Annotated in this window: 17 protein-coding genes; 9 read left to right on the forward strand and 8 right to left on the reverse strand. The window is 65.7% G+C overall.

The window, feature by feature from the left end:
- The first annotated feature begins 116 nt into the window (after positions 1 to 116).
- The 6 genes from FQ755_RS11050 (at position 117) to FQ755_RS11075 (ending at position 9303) form a co-directional block, all read left to right on the forward strand.
- On the forward strand, positions 117 to 2615 hold the full coding sequence (locus tag FQ755_RS11050) for an acyl-CoA dehydrogenase (RefSeq protein WP_144153981.1): 2499 nt from the start codon (positions 117 to 119) through the stop codon (positions 2613 to 2615).
- Positions 2616 to 2669: 54 nt separating this feature from the next.
- The gene (locus FQ755_RS11055; protein WP_144153983.1) at positions 2670 to 4106 is read left to right on the forward strand and encodes a 3-oxoacyl-ACP reductase; all 1437 of its coding nucleotides are present in this window, start codon (positions 2670 to 2672) and stop codon (positions 4104 to 4106) included.
- A 2-nt stretch (positions 4107 to 4108) separates the two neighbouring features.
- A complete protein-coding gene (locus tag FQ755_RS11060; protein WP_409937362.1) occupies positions 4109 to 5044 on the forward strand; it encodes a MaoC family dehydratase in 936 nt (311 codons plus the stop codon).
- A gap of 32 nt (positions 5045 to 5076) precedes the next feature.
- Entirely contained in the window at positions 5077 to 6378 is a 1302-nt protein-coding gene (locus FQ755_RS11065; protein ID WP_144153987.1) for an acetyl-CoA C-acetyltransferase, read from the forward strand.
- A 103-nt stretch (positions 6379 to 6481) separates the two neighbouring features.
- On the forward strand, positions 6482 to 8251 hold the full coding sequence (locus FQ755_RS11070) for an AMP-binding protein (RefSeq protein WP_144153989.1): 1770 nt from the start codon (positions 6482 to 6484) through the stop codon (positions 8249 to 8251).
- A gap of 53 nt (positions 8252 to 8304) precedes the next feature.
- Entirely contained in the window at positions 8305 to 9303 is a 999-nt protein-coding gene (locus tag FQ755_RS11075; protein ID WP_260858494.1) for a DUF1571 domain-containing protein, read from the forward strand.
- Between the two features lie 66 nt (positions 9304 to 9369).
- On the opposite strand, the gene FQ755_RS11080 is transcribed toward FQ755_RS11075, so the two are convergent.
- The 6 genes from FQ755_RS11080 to FQ755_RS37275 all read right to left on the reverse strand — a co-directional run bounded on the left by FQ755_RS11080 (position 9370) and on the right by FQ755_RS37275 (position 13746).
- On the reverse strand, positions 9370 to 9768 hold the full coding sequence (locus tag FQ755_RS11080; protein WP_260858495.1) for a hypothetical protein: 399 nt from the start codon (positions 9766 to 9768) through the stop codon (positions 9370 to 9372).
- A gap of 73 nt (positions 9769 to 9841) precedes the next feature.
- Complete coding sequence (locus tag FQ755_RS11085) at positions 9842 to 11419, reverse strand: FAD-binding oxidoreductase (protein WP_144153993.1); 1578 nt, start codon at positions 11417 to 11419, stop codon at positions 9842 to 9844.
- Between the two features lie 84 nt (positions 11420 to 11503).
- The gene (locus FQ755_RS11090) at positions 11504 to 11968 is read right to left on the reverse strand and encodes a hypothetical protein (protein ID WP_260858496.1); all 465 of its coding nucleotides are present in this window, start codon (positions 11966 to 11968) and stop codon (positions 11504 to 11506) included.
- A gap of 288 nt (positions 11969 to 12256) precedes the next feature.
- Positions 12257 to 13054 (reverse strand): anti-sigma factor family protein, encoded by a 798-nt coding sequence (locus FQ755_RS11095; RefSeq protein ID WP_144153995.1) that lies wholly within the window; start codon positions 13052 to 13054, stop codon positions 12257 to 12259.
- Positions 13051 to 13572, reverse strand: coding sequence for a sigma-70 family RNA polymerase sigma factor (locus tag FQ755_RS11100; protein ID WP_144153997.1), 522 nt, complete (start codon positions 13570 to 13572; stop codon positions 13051 to 13053). The genes FQ755_RS11095 and FQ755_RS11100 overlap by 4 nt, the downstream gene beginning before the upstream one ends.
- 24 nt (positions 13573 to 13596) lie before the next feature.
- Positions 13597 to 13746, reverse strand: coding sequence for a hypothetical protein (locus FQ755_RS37275; protein WP_186308486.1), 150 nt, complete (start codon positions 13744 to 13746; stop codon positions 13597 to 13599).
- 309 nt (positions 13747 to 14055) lie between these two features.
- Here FQ755_RS37275 and hfq point away from each other — a divergent pair, with 309 nt between their 5' ends.
- On the forward strand, positions 14056 to 14526 hold the full coding sequence (gene hfq / locus FQ755_RS11105; protein WP_144153999.1) for an RNA chaperone Hfq: 471 nt from the start codon (positions 14056 to 14058) through the stop codon (positions 14524 to 14526).
- 18 nt (positions 14527 to 14544) lie between these two features.
- Here hfq and FQ755_RS11110 read toward each other — a convergent pair whose 3' ends face one another.
- A complete protein-coding gene (locus tag FQ755_RS11110) occupies positions 14545 to 14772 on the reverse strand; it encodes a hypothetical protein (protein WP_144154001.1) in 228 nt (75 codons plus the stop codon).
- A gap of 171 nt (positions 14773 to 14943) precedes the next feature.
- Between FQ755_RS11110 and FQ755_RS37280 the strand changes: the two genes are divergently transcribed.
- Both FQ755_RS37280 and FQ755_RS11115 read left to right on the forward strand, forming a co-directional pair.
- Entirely contained in the window at positions 14944 to 15117 is a 174-nt protein-coding gene (locus FQ755_RS37280) for a hypothetical protein (RefSeq protein WP_186308487.1), read from the forward strand.
- 152 nt (positions 15118 to 15269) lie between these two features.
- The gene (locus FQ755_RS11115; RefSeq protein WP_144154003.1) at positions 15270 to 16496 is read left to right on the forward strand and encodes a low temperature requirement protein A; all 1227 of its coding nucleotides are present in this window, start codon (positions 15270 to 15272) and stop codon (positions 16494 to 16496) included.
- Positions 16497 to 16652: 156 nt separating this feature from the next.
- On the opposite strand, the gene FQ755_RS11120 is transcribed toward FQ755_RS11115, so the two are convergent.
- A complete protein-coding gene (locus tag FQ755_RS11120; RefSeq protein WP_144154005.1) occupies positions 16653 to 17375 on the reverse strand; it encodes a DUF2968 domain-containing protein in 723 nt (240 codons plus the stop codon).
- Between the last annotated feature and the right edge of the window lie 28 nt (positions 17376 to 17403).

A 17403-nucleotide genomic window follows, 5' to 3' on the forward strand; every position in this document is an offset into this window, starting at 1 on the left:
TACGTCCCGGCGCCGCGGTGCAGCTGGCACCGCGTGTGCTGTCAAACCACCGAAGCGAGCCTTCCGTATCGTGCGGAAGCGTTCGCACGCACCATCAAAACAGGGAGGGAGACGTCATGTCGTGGTTCTTCTTAGTGCTGGTCGTCGCCGCGGCGGCGCTCGTCTATGTTCAGGCCCGCGCCTCGTGGTGGCTCGCTTTCCTCGTCGTGTGGGTCGCGGCCGCGCGTCTGAGCGGCGCGGCGGGACCGCTTGCCACCGTCATCCTCGCGATTGTCTTCGTGCTGCCCGCGCTGGTGCTGGCAGTGAAGCCGCTGCGCCGCGCGTGGCTCGCCAAGCCTGTACTCGATATTTTCCGCAAGATCCTGCCGGAGATGTCGCCCACCGAGCGCGACGCCATCGAAGCCGGCACGGTCTGGTGGGACGCCGCCCTGTTCTCGGGACGCCCGCACTGGGACACGCTGCTCGCGCACGGCCCGGCCACCCTCACGGCGGAAGAACAGTCGTTTCTCGACGTCGAATGCGAGCACCTGTGCGATCTCGCCAACGACTGGGAAACCACCGCGATCTGGCAAGACCTCTCGCCGCAGACGTGGCAGTACATCAAGGAGCGCGGCTTTCTCGGCATGATCATTCCGAAGCAGTACGGCGGCAAGCAGTTCTCCGCCTACGCGCATTCGCAGGTCATCATGAAGCTGGCCACGCGCTGCTCGGCGGCCGCCGTTTCGGTGATGGTGCCGAACTCGCTCGGCCCCGCCGAACTGCTGATGCATTACGGCACCGAGGAACAGAAGAACCACTATCTGCCGCGTCTCGCGCGCGGCGCGGAAATCCCCTGCTTCGCGCTGACGAGTCCCTACGCCGGTTCGGATGCAGCGGCGATTCCCGACATCGGCGTCGTCTGCAAGGGCAGCTTCGAAGGCCGCGAGACACTCGGTTTTCGTGTCACCTGGGACAAGCGCTACATCACGCTGGGGCCGATCGCGACCGTGCTGGGTCTCGCCTTTCGCGCGCTCGACCCGGATCATCTGCTCGGCCCGGCGGACGAACCCGGCATCACCTGCGCGCTGATTCCCACCTCGCACCCGGGCGTGAATATCGGCCGCCGTCACTGGCCGCTCAACGCGGTGTTCCAGAACGGTCCGAATTCGGGCAAGGACGTGTTCATTCCGCTCGACTGGGTGATCGGCGGCCGCGCCCAGGTGGGTAACGGCTGGCGCATGCTGATGGAATGCCTCGCTGCGGGGCGGGCCATTTCGCTGCCGTCGTCGAATGTGGGCATGGCGAAAATTGCCGTGCGCGGCACCGGCGCGTATGCCGCCGTGCGCCGCCAGTTCCGCACCGCCGTCGGCAAGTTCGAGGGCGTGCAGGAAGCGCTCGGCCGCATGGGCGGCAATCTGTACGTGATGGATGCGGCGCGGCGGCTCTCCGCGCATGCGGTCGACCTCGGCGAAAAACCCTCGGTGATCTCCGCGATCGCCAAGTACCACATCACCGAGCGCGCCCGCCAGGTGATCAACGACGGCATGGATGTCGCCGCCGGCAAGGGCATCTGCATGGGGCCGTCGAACTTCCTCGCACGCGCCTATCAACAGGTGCCGATTGCGATTACCGTTGAAGGCGCCAACATTCTCACGCGCTGCCTGATCATCTTCGGCCAGGGGGCGATTCGTTGCCATCCGTATGTGCTAAAGGAAATGGCCGCGACGCGCGAAGAGGACCACGGCAAGGCGCTGGTCGATTTCGACGCGGCGTTCTTCGGTCACGTCAGCTTCACCTTGTCGAACGTGGTGCGCAGTTTCGTGTATGCCGTCACGGCCGGCGCGTTTATCCGCAAGCCGCAGCGCGCCCATGCGCCGCTCGCCCACTACTACCGCGCGGCGACCCGCATCTCCACCGTGTTCGCGCTGCTCGCCGACGTCTCGATGTTCGTGCTCGGCGGCGACCTGAAACGGCGTGAGCGGATCTCCGCGCGTCTGGGCGACGTGCTCTCCCAGCTTTACCTGATCTCCGCCACGCTCAAGCGCTTCGAAGACGAAGGCCGCCAGGAGAGCGACTTGCCGCTGGTGCAATGGGGCGTGGAGGACGCGCTCAATCGCGCGCAAGAGGCGATCGACGGCGTGCTCGTCAACTATCCGAACCGCCTCGCCGCGGGTCTCGTGCGCGTGCTGGCGTTTCCGTTCGGCCTGCCGCATCGCGCGCCGGCGGATCGACTCGGCGGCGCCATCGCCGAGTTGATGCAAACGCCGGGCGCCGCGCGCGAGCGGCTCGTCTCCGATTCCTACGTGCCGCATCCCGACGTCGATCCGCTCGGCTACGGCGAATTGCTGTTCGCGCTCAATCCGCGCATCAACGCCATCGACCAGAAACTGCGCGAGGCTGTGAAGCAAGGCCGGCTCACGCCGATGCCGCAAAGCCTCGCGCATCTGGCCGCGTGGACGGAAGCGGCGCAACGCCAGGGCCTGCTCGACGCCGACGAGCGCCAGGTGCTCGACGACTACGCCCGCTACGGCGCCGAAGTGGTCAAGGTAGACGACTTCGCGCCCGACTTCGGCATGCTCGACGGTCTGCAAAAGCGCAAGGAAGCACTCGAAAAAGCGATGCAGCTTGCAGCTTGAGCATCGCGCCATGCACACTGAGGGAAACCCGACCGGCCAGCGGAGCAACAGAAGATGAAAGACAGCTACCTGAACTTCGTCAACTCGCCGTTCGGTGCGCGCCTCGCGCGCTCGATCGGCTTGCCGAAGCCCGAGGTATTGCGCCGCTATCGCGCGGATCGGCCCGAGTTCGAAGGGCTCGTGGCGATCGGCGCGGGGCGCGCGCCGCATCTGCTCGACGCGCTCGCGGGGGTGATCGCACGCAGCGGCTTTACCAGCGTGGCGCACGAAAGCGCGCTGGGGTGGATTCCGCTGGCGGCGCGGCATGGCCTGATGACCGGCCGCTTCGAGCCCGCCGATAGCGGCTCGCAGGGACGCCTCGTCGCGCTGCTGTTCGACGCCAGCGGGATCGAGGACAGCGGCGAGCTCGACAGCCTGTTTGCCTTCTTCCACGACACGCTGCGCTCGCTCGGCAAATGCGGGCGAATCGTCGTGCTGGGCCGGCCGCCGCAAGCCTGCGCGACGCCGCGGCAATGGACCGCGCAACGCGCGCTCGAAGGCCTGACGCGCTCGCTCGGCAAGGAGGCGCGGCGCGGCATCACCGCGAATCTGATGTATGTCGCGCAAGGGGCCGAAGACGAGGCCGAAGCAACCTTGCGCTTTTTCCTGTCGCCGCGTTCGGCGTATGTGTCGGGGCAGGTGGTGCAGATCGCGGGCGTCACTGCTTCGCCGCAAACCACAGCCACAGAGTCAACCACGGCCACGGCGATTGACTGGGCGCAGCCGCTCGCCGGCAAGCGCGCCGTCGTGACAGGCGCGGCGCGCGGCATCGGCGCGGCTATTGCGGCGGCGCTCGCGGCCGAAGGCGCGCACGTGATCGGCGTCGACATCCCGTCCGCCAGCGACGCGCTCGAAGCAACCATGCGCCCGCTATCCGGCAGCGCCCTCGCCTTCGATATCGCCGCGCCCGAAACGCCCGCCCAGATCGCCGCCGCGCTCGACGAACTCGGCGTCGATATCGTCGTGCACAACGCCGGCATCACGAAAGACAAAACCATCGCGCGCATGACTGAAGCGGCGTGGCATAGCGTGATCGACATCAACCTGGCCGCCCAGGAGCGTCTCGACGACGCCCTGCTCGCCGCCGGCACGCTGCGCGACGGCGGCCGCATCGTCTGCGTGTCGTCGATCAGCGGCATTGCCGGCAACATGGGTCAGACCAATTACGCGACCTCGAAAGCCGGCGTGATCGGCCGGGTGCAAAGCATGGCCGCGCCGCTCGGCGAACGGCGCATTACGATCAACGCGGTCGCGCCGGGTTTCATCGAAACCCAGATGACCGCGAAAATCCCGCTGGCGATCCGCGAAGCCGGCCGCCGCATGAATTCGCTGAGCCAAGGCGGCCAGCCGGTGGATGTGGCCCAGACCATCGCGTGGCTCGCGCATCCCGGCTGTGCCGGCGTCACCGGCCAGGTGGTGCGGGTGTGCGGCCAAAGCCTGATCGGAGCATGAGCATGGGCGAGCCCTCCGGCCTCGGTCAGCCGTACAGCGCGGCACGCCCGCGCACCGTGGTAATCGAGCAGTTGCCCGCGCCGGCCAGGCTGTATGGGCGCGCCCTGTCCGGCGTGCTCAAGCGCGGCCGCATCGCGCAGTTGCCGGCGCTGCGCCTCGTGCGCCCGGCGGCGCCGCTCGAACCGATTGCCATCGAACGCTATGCGCGCGTCTGCGGCTTTATTCCCGAGCACGGCGTGCCGTTGACCTTCCCGCATCTGCTCGCCTTTCCGCTGCATCTGCTGATGCTGACGGACCCCGCTTTCCCGTGGCCCGCGCTCGGGCTCGTGCATCTCGCCAACCATGTGCGTCTACGGCGTCCGCTCGCGTTCAACGAAGTGTTGCGTGTCGAAGTGGAATTCGGCGCGCTGCTGCGGCATGACAAGGGCCAGGCGTTCGTGCTGCACACGCGCCTCTATCGACGCGGCGAGGCGGTCTGGGACGGCGACAGCGTGTACCTGAAACGCGGCGCTGCACCGGCGGGCGATCCGCTGGCCATGCTGGAAATCAACCGCGACGATTTGCAACGCGTGGCGCGCTGGCAATTGCCCGCGCAACTCGGGCGCGATTACGCGCACGCCTCGGGCGACTACAACCCGATTCACCTGACGACGCTCTCCGCCAAGGCGTTCGGTTTCCCGCGCGCGATCGCGCACGGCATGTGGACCCTCGCGCGCGCGGCGGCCGCCTTGCAGCCGCCCAAGCCGCTCGCCGAGGCCGCCGTCAGCGCCGAATTCAAGCTGCCGATGCTGCTGCCCGGCGACGCCTCGCTATGGACCAGCATCCCGGCGACCGCCGCCGCGGCCACCGCGCCCACCAGCACGCGCGATCTCGAAGTACGCGATGCCGCCGGCGACAAGCCGCATCTGCGCGGCCGGTTTCAGTGGACCACTCAATGATCGATTACGCCCGCTTCTGAAAGGAGTTATGCATGTCCCACCCGCTTCCCGCTGTGCGGCGCGTCGCCATCCTGGGCGGCAACCGGATTCCGTTCGCGCGCTCGAACACCGCCTATGCCAACGCGTCGAATCAGGACATGCTGACCTTCACGCTGCAGGGGCTGATCGACCGCTTCAACCTGCATGGCGAGCGTCTGGGCGAAGTGGCGGCGGGCGCGGTCATCAAGCATTCGCGCGACTTCAATCTCACGCGCGAGTCCGTGCTCTCCACCACCCTCGCCAAAGAGACTCCCGCTTACGACGTGCAGCAGGCCTGCGGCACCGGTCTCGAAGCGGCTATTCTGGTCGCCAACAAGATCGCGCTCGGGCAGATCGAAGTGGGCATCGCAGGCGGCGTGGATACGACGTCCGACGCGCCGATCGGCGTCAACGAACGGATGCGCAAGATCCTGCTCGAAGCGAATCGCGGCAAGACCACCGGCCAGCGTGTCGGGGCGCTGAGCAAGCTGCGTCCGGGGATGTTGTTCAAGCCGCTGTTACCGCGCAACGGCGAACCGCGTACCGGCCTTTCCATGGGCGAACATTGCGAACTGATGGCCAAGCGCTGGGGCATCGCCCGCGAGGCCCAGGACGAACTCGCCTGCGACAGCCACCGCAAGCTCGCCGAGGCCTACACGCACGGCTTTCTCAACGACCTGATGACGCCGTACCGCGGCCTCGCACGTGACAATAATCTGCGCGCGGACCTGACGCTGGAAAAGCTCGCGGGCCTCAAGCCGGTGTTCGATCGCGACGCCGGCACGCTGACAGCCGGCAACTCCACGCCGCTCACCGACGGCGCCTCGGCCGTCCTGCTCGCGAGCGAAGCGTGGGCCGCCGCGCACGGCTTGCCGGTGCTGGCCTACCTGACGTGGTCCGAAACTGCCGCGGTCGATTTCTTCGACAAGAAAGAAGGCCTGCTGATGGCGCCCGCTTACGCCGTGCCGCGCATGCTGGCGCGCGCCGGCCTGACCCTGCAGGACTTCGACCTCTACGAAATTCACGAGGCGTTCGCGGCGCAGGTGCTGTGCACGCTCACCGCATGGCAGGACGACGAGTATTGCCGCACGCAACTGGGCCTGCCCGGCCCGCTCGGCGCCATCGATCGTGCGAAACTGAATGTCAACGGCAGTTCGCTGGCGACCGGGCATCCGTTTGCGGCAACCGGCGGGCGCATCGTCGCCGGGCTCGCCAAGATGCTCGCGCAACTCGACAAACCGGCCGGCACCGCACGCGGCCTGATTTCGATTTGCGCGGCGGGCGGCCAGGGGGTGGTTGCGATACTCGAACGTTAGCGGCCAGCAGGATTGTTGACGTGGTTGTTCACAGATTATCCAGCCATCCAAATAGCAGCTATAAACAGACATAGACGAAGCATTGCGCTTCAGGAGACAAGCCATGAACCAGCCTACCCAAGCGGCGCCGAATCCTTCCGTCGGACACGAGGCGCCGCCGCGCGCGCCGAACACCGACGGCATCTGGTACCACTCCTATCCGCCCGACGTGCCGCACGAAATCGACGTGCGGCAGTACGAATCGATCGTGCAGTTCTTCGACGAATGCACGGCGCAGTTCCGCGAGCGCGTCGCCTATGTGAGCGTCGGCGCGGATTTGAGCTACGGCGAGCTGGCGCGTAAAGCAACCGCTTTCGCGGCGTATCTGCAGAGTATCGGTGTCAAGCCGGGCGAGCGTGTCGCCATCATGCTGCCGAACACGTTTCAGTATCCGGTGGCTTTGTTCGGTGTCCTTAAGGCGGGTGCGGTGGTCGTCAACGTGAATCCGCTCTATACGGTGCGGGAGCTGGCGCATCAACTGAAGGACAGCGGCGCGCAAACCGTCATCGTGTTCGAGAACTTCGCGAAGACCGTCGAAGAGGCGCTGCCGGGTACGCGCGTGCAAAACGTGATCCTCACCGGTCTCGGCGACCTGCTTGCCGACGGCCTGAATCTGAAAGGACGGCTGCTCAATTTCGTGTTGCGCCACGTCAAGAAGATGGTGCCGAAATATCATCTGCCGAAGGCCGTGCGCCTGCTCGATGCACTCGCCATAGGCTATAACCGGCCGCTCACGCCGGTGCGCCCGAACCGCGACGATCTCGCCTTCCTGCAATACACCGGCGGCACCACCGGCGTCGCCAAGGGCGCGATGCTCACGCATCAGAACATCATCGCCAATCTGCTGCAGGCGAAAGTGTGGTCGCAAGGACAACTCACCGGCGAGATCGAAACCGTGCTCACGCCGCTGCCGCTTTATCACATCTATTCGCTCACCGTGAATGCGATGATTTTCATGGGACTGGGCGGGCGCAACATCCTGATCGCCAATCCGCGCGACACCAAACGTGTCATGATGATCATTCGCAACGAGAAATTCACCGGCATTACGGCGGTCAACACGCTATATAACGCGTTCCTCGAAAACGAAGAGTTCCGTAAGCGCGATTTCTCCGACCTCAAGCTGGCGATGGCCGGCGGCATGGCGACGCAAAAAGCCGTCGCCGAGCGCTTCAAGGCCGTGACCGGGCAGCCGATCATCGAAGGCTATGGGCTGACCGAGTGCTCGCCGATCGTCTCGATGAATCCCGTCGACCTGAAAAACATGCGCGATTTCGAAGGCTCGATTGGATTGCCCGCGCCCTCCACCCAGGTGCGCTTCCGTAAAGACGACGGCAGCTGGGCCAATATCGGCGAAGCGGGCGAACTGTGCGTCAAGGGTCCGCAGGTGATGAAAGGCTACTGGAACCGCCCCGACGAAACCGCCAAGGTTTTCGTCGACGACGGCTGGCTCGCCACCGGCGATATCGGCGTGATGGACTCGCGCGGCTTCATGCGGCTTATCGATCGCAAGAAGGACATGATTCTGGTGTCGGGCTTTAACGTCTATCCGAACGAGATCGAAGACGTGATCGCCATGCATCCCGACGTGCGCGAGGTGGCGGCCATCGGCATTCCCGACGCTGCGCAGGGCGAACGCGTCAAGGTGTTCGTCGTCTCGCGCAATCCGGCGCTCAGCGCCGAACAGGTCATCGCGCATTGCCGCAAGAATCTGACCGGCTACAAGGTGCCGAAGGTGGTCGAGTTCCGCGATGAGCTGCCGCAGACCAATGTTGGCAAAATTCTGCGACGTGCCTTGCGCGACGAGGAACTCGCCAAACAGAACGGTGCCTGACAGATAGCAGGATCACGATCGATTCCATGGATTCCGGATCTGGAGGAGAGGCAATGAAGCACCGTTTTTTCATGCACTCGAAACACGCTGGCAATCTGCTGCGCCCCTGGCTTGCCGCAACGGCCCTCGCCTGCGCCTCGACGCTGGCGTTTGCACAAGCCGGCACGCAGCCACCCGCGAATCCAGACGCCACGGCGACCGCGCCGGGCACTGCTGCAAACCCCGCCGCCAACTCCGCCGCGGACACCGCCAGCGCCGTGCAGGCGCCCGCCACGCCGCCTTCGCAGGCGGGCAAGCTGACACTCGACCAGCAGGTGCACTGGCTGCGGCAAGCCCAGCAAAGCGGCGCGCTGGAAAAGCTCGACGACGCCCAGCTCACCGCGCTGTTCCAGTCGCTCGATCCGCTCGCGCTGCCGCGTTATATCCAGGAAGGACCGAATGGCTATCCGTCGTATGAGTTCACGATGCTGCGCTGGGAACGCATCAAGGGTGACTGGCCGGACAAGCCCGATCACATGCTGGTGCGCATCGCGCACGACCCCTTGCGCATTTACGCCAAATGGCTGCCGGACGGCGGACACGCGGGTCAGGAAATCATCTACGACGAGTCCAGACGCAGCGACGAAATGTATGGACACCTGGGCGGCCTGCTAGGCGTAGTGCCGGTCTGGACGTCCACGACGGGGTCGCTGGCGCGGGCGCAATCGAATCATCAGGTGCGCGATCTGGGCACTAATTACATCGCCGGGCAGTATCTGAGCGAGGGCAAGAAGTACGTCGAAGCGGGCGTGCCACGCTCCACACAGATTGCCGTGCAGACCATCGAAGGCGTGCGGGTGGTCACCTTCACCTATGAGACGCCGATCGGCCAGCCGCAGTTCTATGCCAAGAAGGAGACGCTCGGGCTCGATCTGCGGCACCCGTATTTCCGCACGGTCGAGTCGTATGCGAATGACGGCAAGATCTTCGAGAAGATCGTCTTCGAAAACGTCACGCCGAAGAGTTTCGACGATGCGGCGTTCGATCCGAAGAATCCGGCGTATAAGTTCTGAGGTTCTACGAGGTCACGCTACGTGACGCTTGCTGCATGCTGCGTGCTGTGTGCTGCGTGCGGAGGCTCATGCGAGCCTTCCACGCCCGGCAGACGGCCCAAGCAGAAATGCCACTGGCGCGTGCAGTCCGGTGCAGCGTTCGCATTGATGCTCGGCCATGCGCCCCGAACGTAACGCCAACTGTCCCAGCACAAAGTAATCGGATGCACGCGCAAGGCCGACGACGAAACCCGGCGCCACCGCAAGACGCGGCGCGAGCGTCGTGTGCCATAGCATGCCGATGTCCGCGCCGCTTTCGAGGCTGATGTCGAAGATCGATGACCCTCTGCGCGCGGCGTCGCGCGCGAATGCGCGGCCGTCCCCGAGGCTGGTATCGACGAGCGCCAGCGTGCCGGGTGCCGCCACGGCCTGCGTCAGCCACGGCAACCCGACTGCCGCCGTGGAAAGCCACGCACCGGTCATCATAAAAGCGCGCCTGTCCATGGCTTTTAATCCGCTTCTCGCGCGTTATACGCCAGCGCCGCGGCCGTGCCGTCGCTCACGTATAACCCCGCCGATCCCGCCACTTCGCCGGCCACACGCCCTGCTTGCCGGGCGACAGAATGCCGGCCGGGTCGAGCGTGTCCTTGATGGTCTCCGCGAGGCGCAGCAACGCGCCGTCGTTGAAACTGTATTGAGCTGCGGCCAGGTCCATATACGCCAGATGTGACCGATATTCGCCGTAACCCGCCGCACGCGCGTCGCTCATCAGCACACGCAACAGATCGCCCGCGGCATCAGCCTGGCGCGCATCGTCACGATCGAAAATAGCCGCGAAGATATGATTCAGATGCCGCGTGCCGGCCGTAAAGCCGCCGTAGTAATCGAAGCCATATTCGGCTGCACGGGCTTTCGTCATCGTGTACTGGCGCATCGCATCGCGCCCGGTCGCCGGGCACACCGGCGAGAAGTCGACGTGCGCGCCCGCGCCGCCGCGCCAGTCGAGCATGCGAAACGCGGTCATGGCCGGAATGCCGGCGAGGTTGCGATCGCCACCGCCGGCAGGTTGCTCGTCGCCGCGATAACGCTGCGCTCGCAGGCGCGCGTGCGGCACCTGCGCGAAGGCGCGTTTCACGGCCGCGTATTGCGCGTCGATCACGTCAGGTGTGCCGTATAGCGCGAAATGCAGATTCCAGCGGCCAACGTCGAGCTTTTTGAGCATCGCGTCGATGGCCGCCTCCGGCATCGGCCCCGCGCCTTCGTACCATTGCGAGCGCGGCGTAAGGCCGGCCGCGCGGCGCAGACCGCCCTCGATCACGGCGTTGTTGCGGATGGTCTGATCGAGTCGCAAGGGCCGCAGAATGTCGACGATCGCTTCCAGATCCTCTTCATGCTGAAACTGGATTTCGCCGAGCAGATACGCCGGCGGCGCGGGCATCAGCCAGATGCCCATCTTCGTGACCACGCCATAGTTGGACTGCATGAACATCGCATCGAACGACGGCCCGAAGCCCGGCTGAAAAGCCTGCCACGAAGTGCCGATTTCAATGCCGCCCATCCCCGTGCGCACGACGTCGCCATTAGCCAGCACCACTTCCATGCCGCATTGATGGGCCGCATGATCGCCATAGGCCGTGTAGCCGAAACCGCGCTCAAGCGTGTTGCCGACCACGCTGCCCCAACCCGCGGCAGGCGGATCGACCCACAACTTGTGACCGTTGCTGCGCAGATACGCATACAGGTCGAAGTAGCTGACGCCCGGTTCGACCAGCGCGTAAGCCAATGTTTCGTTGACCTCAATAATGCGGTTCATCCGTTGCAGGTCCAGCACCACCGAGCCCGTCAGCCGCGGCGCGGCGCCGCCGTAGGCAAGGTTGCGGCCGGTGGAGACGGTCCAGAGTGCAATGCGGTACTGGGTGGCCACGCGCAACACGGCGCGCACGGCTTCGACCGAATCCGGCTGCACCGCGGCGGACGCGGCGAAGGCCGCCGCCGCGCCAGGCGCGAACGGATCGCGATAGGACGCAAGATCGGGCTCGGTGGCGATCACCTGCTGCTCACCCACGATCGCGCGCCATTCCGCGAGCGCCCGCTCGAACTGCGCCTCGGACACATCCGGCGGCAAAATACGTGTCAAGTGCTCTCCTTAAGCTGCGTGGGGCGGCGGACCGGCCGCCCCAGGCGCCGCTCAAGCGCCGCCGCCCTGCGATGCGCTTGCGCCTTAACGACGCCCGCCTCCGCCGCCCCATCCTCCATGCATTCCGCCGCCATGCCAGCCGGCGGAACCGTGCCAGCCGCCGCGCGCACCCACGCCGAACGAGGCGCGGCTGAAATGCACATAGCCGACGGGATAGCGATGATGAAACCGGTCGACGAAAATAAACGGCCCGCCGAACCCGACCGACACGACGCCGCCCCAATACCAGGGATCGTAGTACGGATAAAGCCCCGCCGGATACAGCGCCACGCTGTTGTCGCCGCCCTGCACGATCTGCCAGGTGCCGTCCGGCTGCAGGCACGCGAGACCGGTGATCGGCTGCATGCTGCCGCCGATTTCGGCCTGCCCAGCGATCGTCTGGCACGGCGGCCCTGAGTTGGCCAGACTGTCCGTGACCTGAGCCGCCACGGGTCCCGCGCACGCCAGCAACAGACCCAGTACGGCGCAACGTCCTTTGAGATTACGCATGATCTTGTCCTACCCGACGGTCCGGCGTTGCGACCACCCACGCGGTCGTCACCGTGAAGACCCCATCGTTTTGCCTCGCTTTCGTCTGCGCTGCCGGCTGCGTGCTCATGCATCAGTCGCAGCGGCAAAACAGACTCGCTATAACTAAACGACGCGCCGCCGAGCACTATTCCGCCCGCACGCCAACTGCGCGCAACGTGTGCGTTACGGCGTGTTTCAGGCGTCAAAATGACGGAATCCGGGCAGAAAGATGGCAGACGGACGGTCGCCGGCGCGGGCCATGCGGCGCTATTGCCAAGACGACGGCTTGCCGCCCAGATCGCCGCAGACGTCGATGGCCATCTCGCGCAGCTTGCCCTCCGAGATCGGTCCGGACATCGCGTAGCCCATGTGATCGCTGACCCAGTAGAAGGTGCGGCGGTTGCCGTCGCGGAACAGGCGGAACGCGGTTTCGTCCTCGGGAATGCCGGTCACATAGAGCGTGAGGCGCGCGCCTTCCTGGTTCTCGTACATGAACTGCGCCGCCGGTCCCGCTTCGCCCGGCAGCAGACGGCCGCCCACCAGCGAATAGCCGTATTCCTGCAGCGACGGCACCGAAAGCGGCCGGTTCAGGCGTTTGGACAACCAGGTGACGAGATGCTTTTCTTCGCTGGCGGCCACCTCGACCGGATGACGCTGCTCGGGCGTATAGACGGCGTAGGCGACGTCGGCGCGCTTCGCAAACGTCGCCGGCCCGAGACCGGGCAAACCGCCCGGCAGGCGCGCGGCTAGCGGCCCGAGCGCCAGCGCGAGCCCCGCACCGGCCACCAGCCAGCAGGCGGCGAGGCCGGCGCGCCGCCACAACGGCGCCCGCACGCGCACCAGCACGAACGACGGGTCTTCGGCCGCAGGCGCGCCGCACAGGGCTTTCAGCGCCGACTTCTGGGCGAGCCAGTCCTCGACCCGGGCAGCCGCGTGTGGATCCTGCGCGAGATGCTCGCGCACGGCGGCATGCGCCTCGTCCGGCAGTTCGCCGTCGACGAACGCCGACAGCGCCTGCAGGTCAGGCGGCTTGGGCACAGCAGGATCGCGGTCGTCGTGGCTCATCCCGGATTTCTCACTATCTTGAGCGGCGCGGACTTACGCGTCGGGCCTTCGGTCAACAGCACGCGCATGTGCTCGCGCGCACGCGACAAACGCGACATCACCGTGCCAACCGGCACGCTCAGCGCAACCGACGCTTCCTGATAAGTTAGTTCCTCCACGCACACGAGCAGCAGCACTTCGCGCTGCTCGAGCGGCAAGCAATATAACGCCCTTTGCAGATCGCGCAAAACCAGGCCGTCGACGACACCCGACGGCGCCTCCAGATTGCGCCACGGCGCGCTTTCCTCGTCAACCGCGATTTCGCGGCGAGCCCGCAACTGATCGATGTAAAGATGACGCAAAATCGTCAGCAACCACGCCCGCAGGTTGCTGTTTGGACGAAACGCCGCCCAGCGCGCCAAAGCGCGCTCGGCAGTGTCCTGCACCAGATCGTCCGCCCACGCGGCATCCCCCGTCAGTGCGCGCGCATAGCGGCGCAACTGCGGGAGCCACGAAATCACTTCCGCTTCGAACTTCACGCGGCGAACGTTACGCGCGGGCGGTCAATAACCGCCGGCGCCTGTGCTCATGCTGCCGCTGCTGCTGGTGGATGAACCCGACTCGCCGTCCGTCGCGCACCCCGTCAGGGTGAGCGTGGCCAGCGTCAGCGCAATCAGCGCGCACGCAGTCGAAACGATACGGAAAGGCTTCATATACTGTCTCCTGATAGGGGCAAGGCCGGCTGGCAACGCACGAAATGTGCGCCGCTATGGAGACTTAACGTAGGCAGAAGGCGTTTTATTCCGCCCACCTGGAGATAACAGTGTTGCAGGCTGCGCGCGGCCAGTGTTCCTCGGCCAGATCCCTAGCCAGATTCGTAACTCAACGTTACCGCGGGCAGTTATCAGATGCTTCTGAGCGCGCAAGCCGTTATAGTGGACCCACATCGCTCACCCGCCCGCGCTTTTCCTCGAAAAGGGTAGAATCGCGGCGAGCAACTGTCCTTCTTACCTGACTTGTCCATGGCATCCGCAGAATCGCATCCGCAAAACGACTTCATGAACGCAGCGCGCAAAGAACGAAAGCGCGTCGAAATCTATCTCGTCAACGGCATTCGCCTGACGGGATGCATTGAGTCGTTCGATCAGTATCTGGTGATGCTGCGCACGCCGGTCGGCCTGCAAGGCATCTACAAGCGCGCCATCTCCACCGTGCAACTCGACACCGGCACCCGGCCCGCGCCGCGCGCCGGACGCCCGTCGCACGGCGAGCACACCACGCGCGGCCCGCATGGTTCGCGCGAACCGCGTGAGCATCGTGAACCGCGCGAGCCACGCGAACCGCGTGAACCCTACGGCTCCCAGCCTGGCGGCGAGCGGCCGGCGTCGCCGGAGCGCACGCCCTCGGACGGTCCGGTGGTCGTCACGCGCCGCCGGCGTCTGTTCGGCACCGGCAATGGCGAAGGTAACGGCGGCGGCAACAGCCACGAATAAGCCGTCACGCGCGGCGGGCTACTCCACCGGATCGCCCAGCCGCCGCAAGATCTGCTCAATACGCAAACCCTGCTGGTGTGTCAGTTCGTAGCGGCATTGGATCGCCTGCACGCGGCGGCGCCAGTAGCCGGCACTGAACACGCGTAGCGTCGGTTGCCGCGTGGCCCAGTCGAGATGCTCCAGTTCCGCCTCCACGACGTGCGACGCGCTCAAGCGCGGCATCTGCCGCGACCGGTCCGATTCCATTGCGTCACCTCGATTCTTCCGCACGGTCTGCCTCTGCGGCAGGCCTCTGCCGCGACACACCCAAGACGAGCCACCCGCCGTCAATTTCAAGGTTTTATCTGGCGTCATGCAGCTTCGCGCGGCACCTTGCGCTATCCTGACTGCTCGATACCCCCTCACGCGGAGGACGCCATGTCCAAGCCGAAGCCCACTGCCCCGCCCGCCGCTGACACGGCCGAAGACCGCCTCGACGAGGCCCTCGACGAAACCTTCCCCGCCAGCGACCCGATCGCGATCGATTCGGGCGAACCGCCCGCCGCCGAGGAGTCGACGCCCGCGCCGGCCACACAAAAGAAGCGCCACTAGCCGCATCGGCGTCAGCGCCCGCCGCGTCATCGTGTAAAACGCGTGACTGCGCCGTCGCAGCCGCGCGAGCATTCGCGTGCGCGACGCCGCGAGACACGCGGCGCACGGCGCGCGGAATCAACCTGCCCGCTCCCGCCAGAAGGAACGACAGCATGCCCAACCCCGCCGCTCAACCATCCCGTCCGGCGCCCACCTCTGCGCGCTTCCTGCGCGAGCGTGACGGCCGCGAAGCCCGCGTCACCAATGTCGAACTGTTCTTCGACCTGATCTACGCGTTTGCGGTCACGCAGCTCTCGCATCGGCTGGTGCATCACCTCAGCGCTTTCGGCGCGCTGGAAACGCTGGTGCTGTGGTTCGCGGTATGGCTCGGCTGGCAATACACCTGCTGGGTGACCAACTGGTTCGATCCCGAGCGCCTGCAGATCCGGCTCCTGTTGTTCGCCGTGATGGTGGTCGGCATGGTGATGGCCGCGAGCCTGCCGCTCGCCTACGGCGAGCGCGGCCTCGTCTTCGCCATCAGTTATGTGACGATCCAGGTGGGCCGCAGTCTCGCAGTGCTGGTTTTTTTGGGCCGTCACCACGCGCTCACCGCCAACTTCCGGCGTATCTGCGGGTGGCTGGCGATTTCCGGCCTCGCGTGGCTCGCCGGCGGCTTGCTGGATGGGATGCCGCGTTTCGCCTGCTGGAGCGTGGCGGTGCTGTGCGAATACCTCTCGCCGATGTTCGGCTTCCCGCTGCCGGGGCTCGGCCGCTCGAGCGCCGCCGACTGGCGCAGCACCGAAGGCGGCCATATCGCCGAACGCTGCCAGGCCTTCGTGATTCTCGGGCTCGGCGAGTCGGTGGTGGTGACGGGCGGCACACTATCGGATCTGGGCAACTGGAACGCGCCGTCGATCATTGCCTTCCTCGTGTGCTTCGCCGGCAGTGTCGCGATGTGGTGGATCTACTTCGACACCAGCAGCAGCGCCGGCAGCCGCGCCATCGCGCGCTCACACGAACCCGGCCTGATGGCGGCGTATTTCCATTACGTCCACGTGATCCTGATTGCCGGCGTGATCGTTTCGGCCGCCGCCGACGACCTCGTGATCCTGCATCCACCCGAGCCCATCGACTGGCCGAGCGCCTGGCTGCTGCTCGGCGGCCCGGCCATCTATGTGGCGGGCAATGGCCTGTACAAGCGCGTGGTCTACGGCTGGTTTCCGCTCTCGCACTGGATCGGCCTCGCGCTGCTTGCGCTCGTCGCGCCGTTCGCGTTCCACACGGATCTACTGATGACGGGCGGCCTCACCACCGCCGTGATGATCGTAGTGGCCGGGTGGGAAAGCGTCTCGCGCCGCAAGACGGCGCCGGGCGAGCCGGAATCGCTCAGCGCGGAATAAATAGCCTCAGAAGATGCCAAGGCAAGGCGCGCGGCCGCAACACCCGCCTCGCCGCTGCCAAATACCGCGCCGCAAACAACAAAACCTCGCGCGGCGAACCGGGCGAGGTTTTGTTCTGCCGCCAGCCGCGCCGGCGGCGCGCGGCGCAGCGCTGCGTCAGTGTTGCGAACCCGGCAGACCGGTATCGAGCTGGCGCTGCAGTTCCTGCACCTGGCGTTGCGCTTCGCGCAACTGCGCCTGGGCGGCGGACTTCTGCTGCGCGAGCGCGGTGGCTTCCGCACGCGTCGTCTGCTGCTGCGTATTGACGATGGTCTGTTGCTGATGCGCCACGTCAAGGTCCGCCTGCAGGCGATTGGCGCGATCTTGCGACAACGCGATCATCCGTTCCGTGAAGGCCTTTTGCGCTTCCAGCCGGGTACGGCGAATCTCGATGTCCGACAAAGACAACGTTTGCCTGACGAAGTCTTTATAAATCATGTCGGCGCGCGTTTCGTCCTCGGTCTTGATGACCCGCCAGAAGGTCTTCTGCTGGAACAGCGCGACGTAGTAGGTCAGTTCCTTCGGGTAGAACAGCATGCTCGCGCCGTAGCTACCGTTGTAGGTCGTGCGCAACTCCCGCAGATCCGAACCCCGGATCATCTGCTGAAGCTCTGCCACGTTGCCGGCGGCGGATTGCTTCGCCTCGTCGGGCGTAAGCGCCGTCGACTGCCCGGGCTGTTCCTGGCTCGTGCCCGGCAATGCTGTCGTCGTAGCCGGCTGGGAAACGACGGCGGCGCTCGCCCCATTATCCGGCAGAGACTGTGCATAAAGGCCCCGCACGGTCCCAAGCGCAACCAGAGCGCCCAAGGCAATCTGTCGAAGTTTCGACTTATGGTCCATGTAAATCCTGCTTGAACAGTTTTTGTTT

It is taken from the genome of Paraburkholderia sp. BCC1885 (genome assembly GCF_900996235.1).
GTDB lineage: Bacteria > Pseudomonadota > Gammaproteobacteria > Burkholderiales > Burkholderiaceae > Paraburkholderia.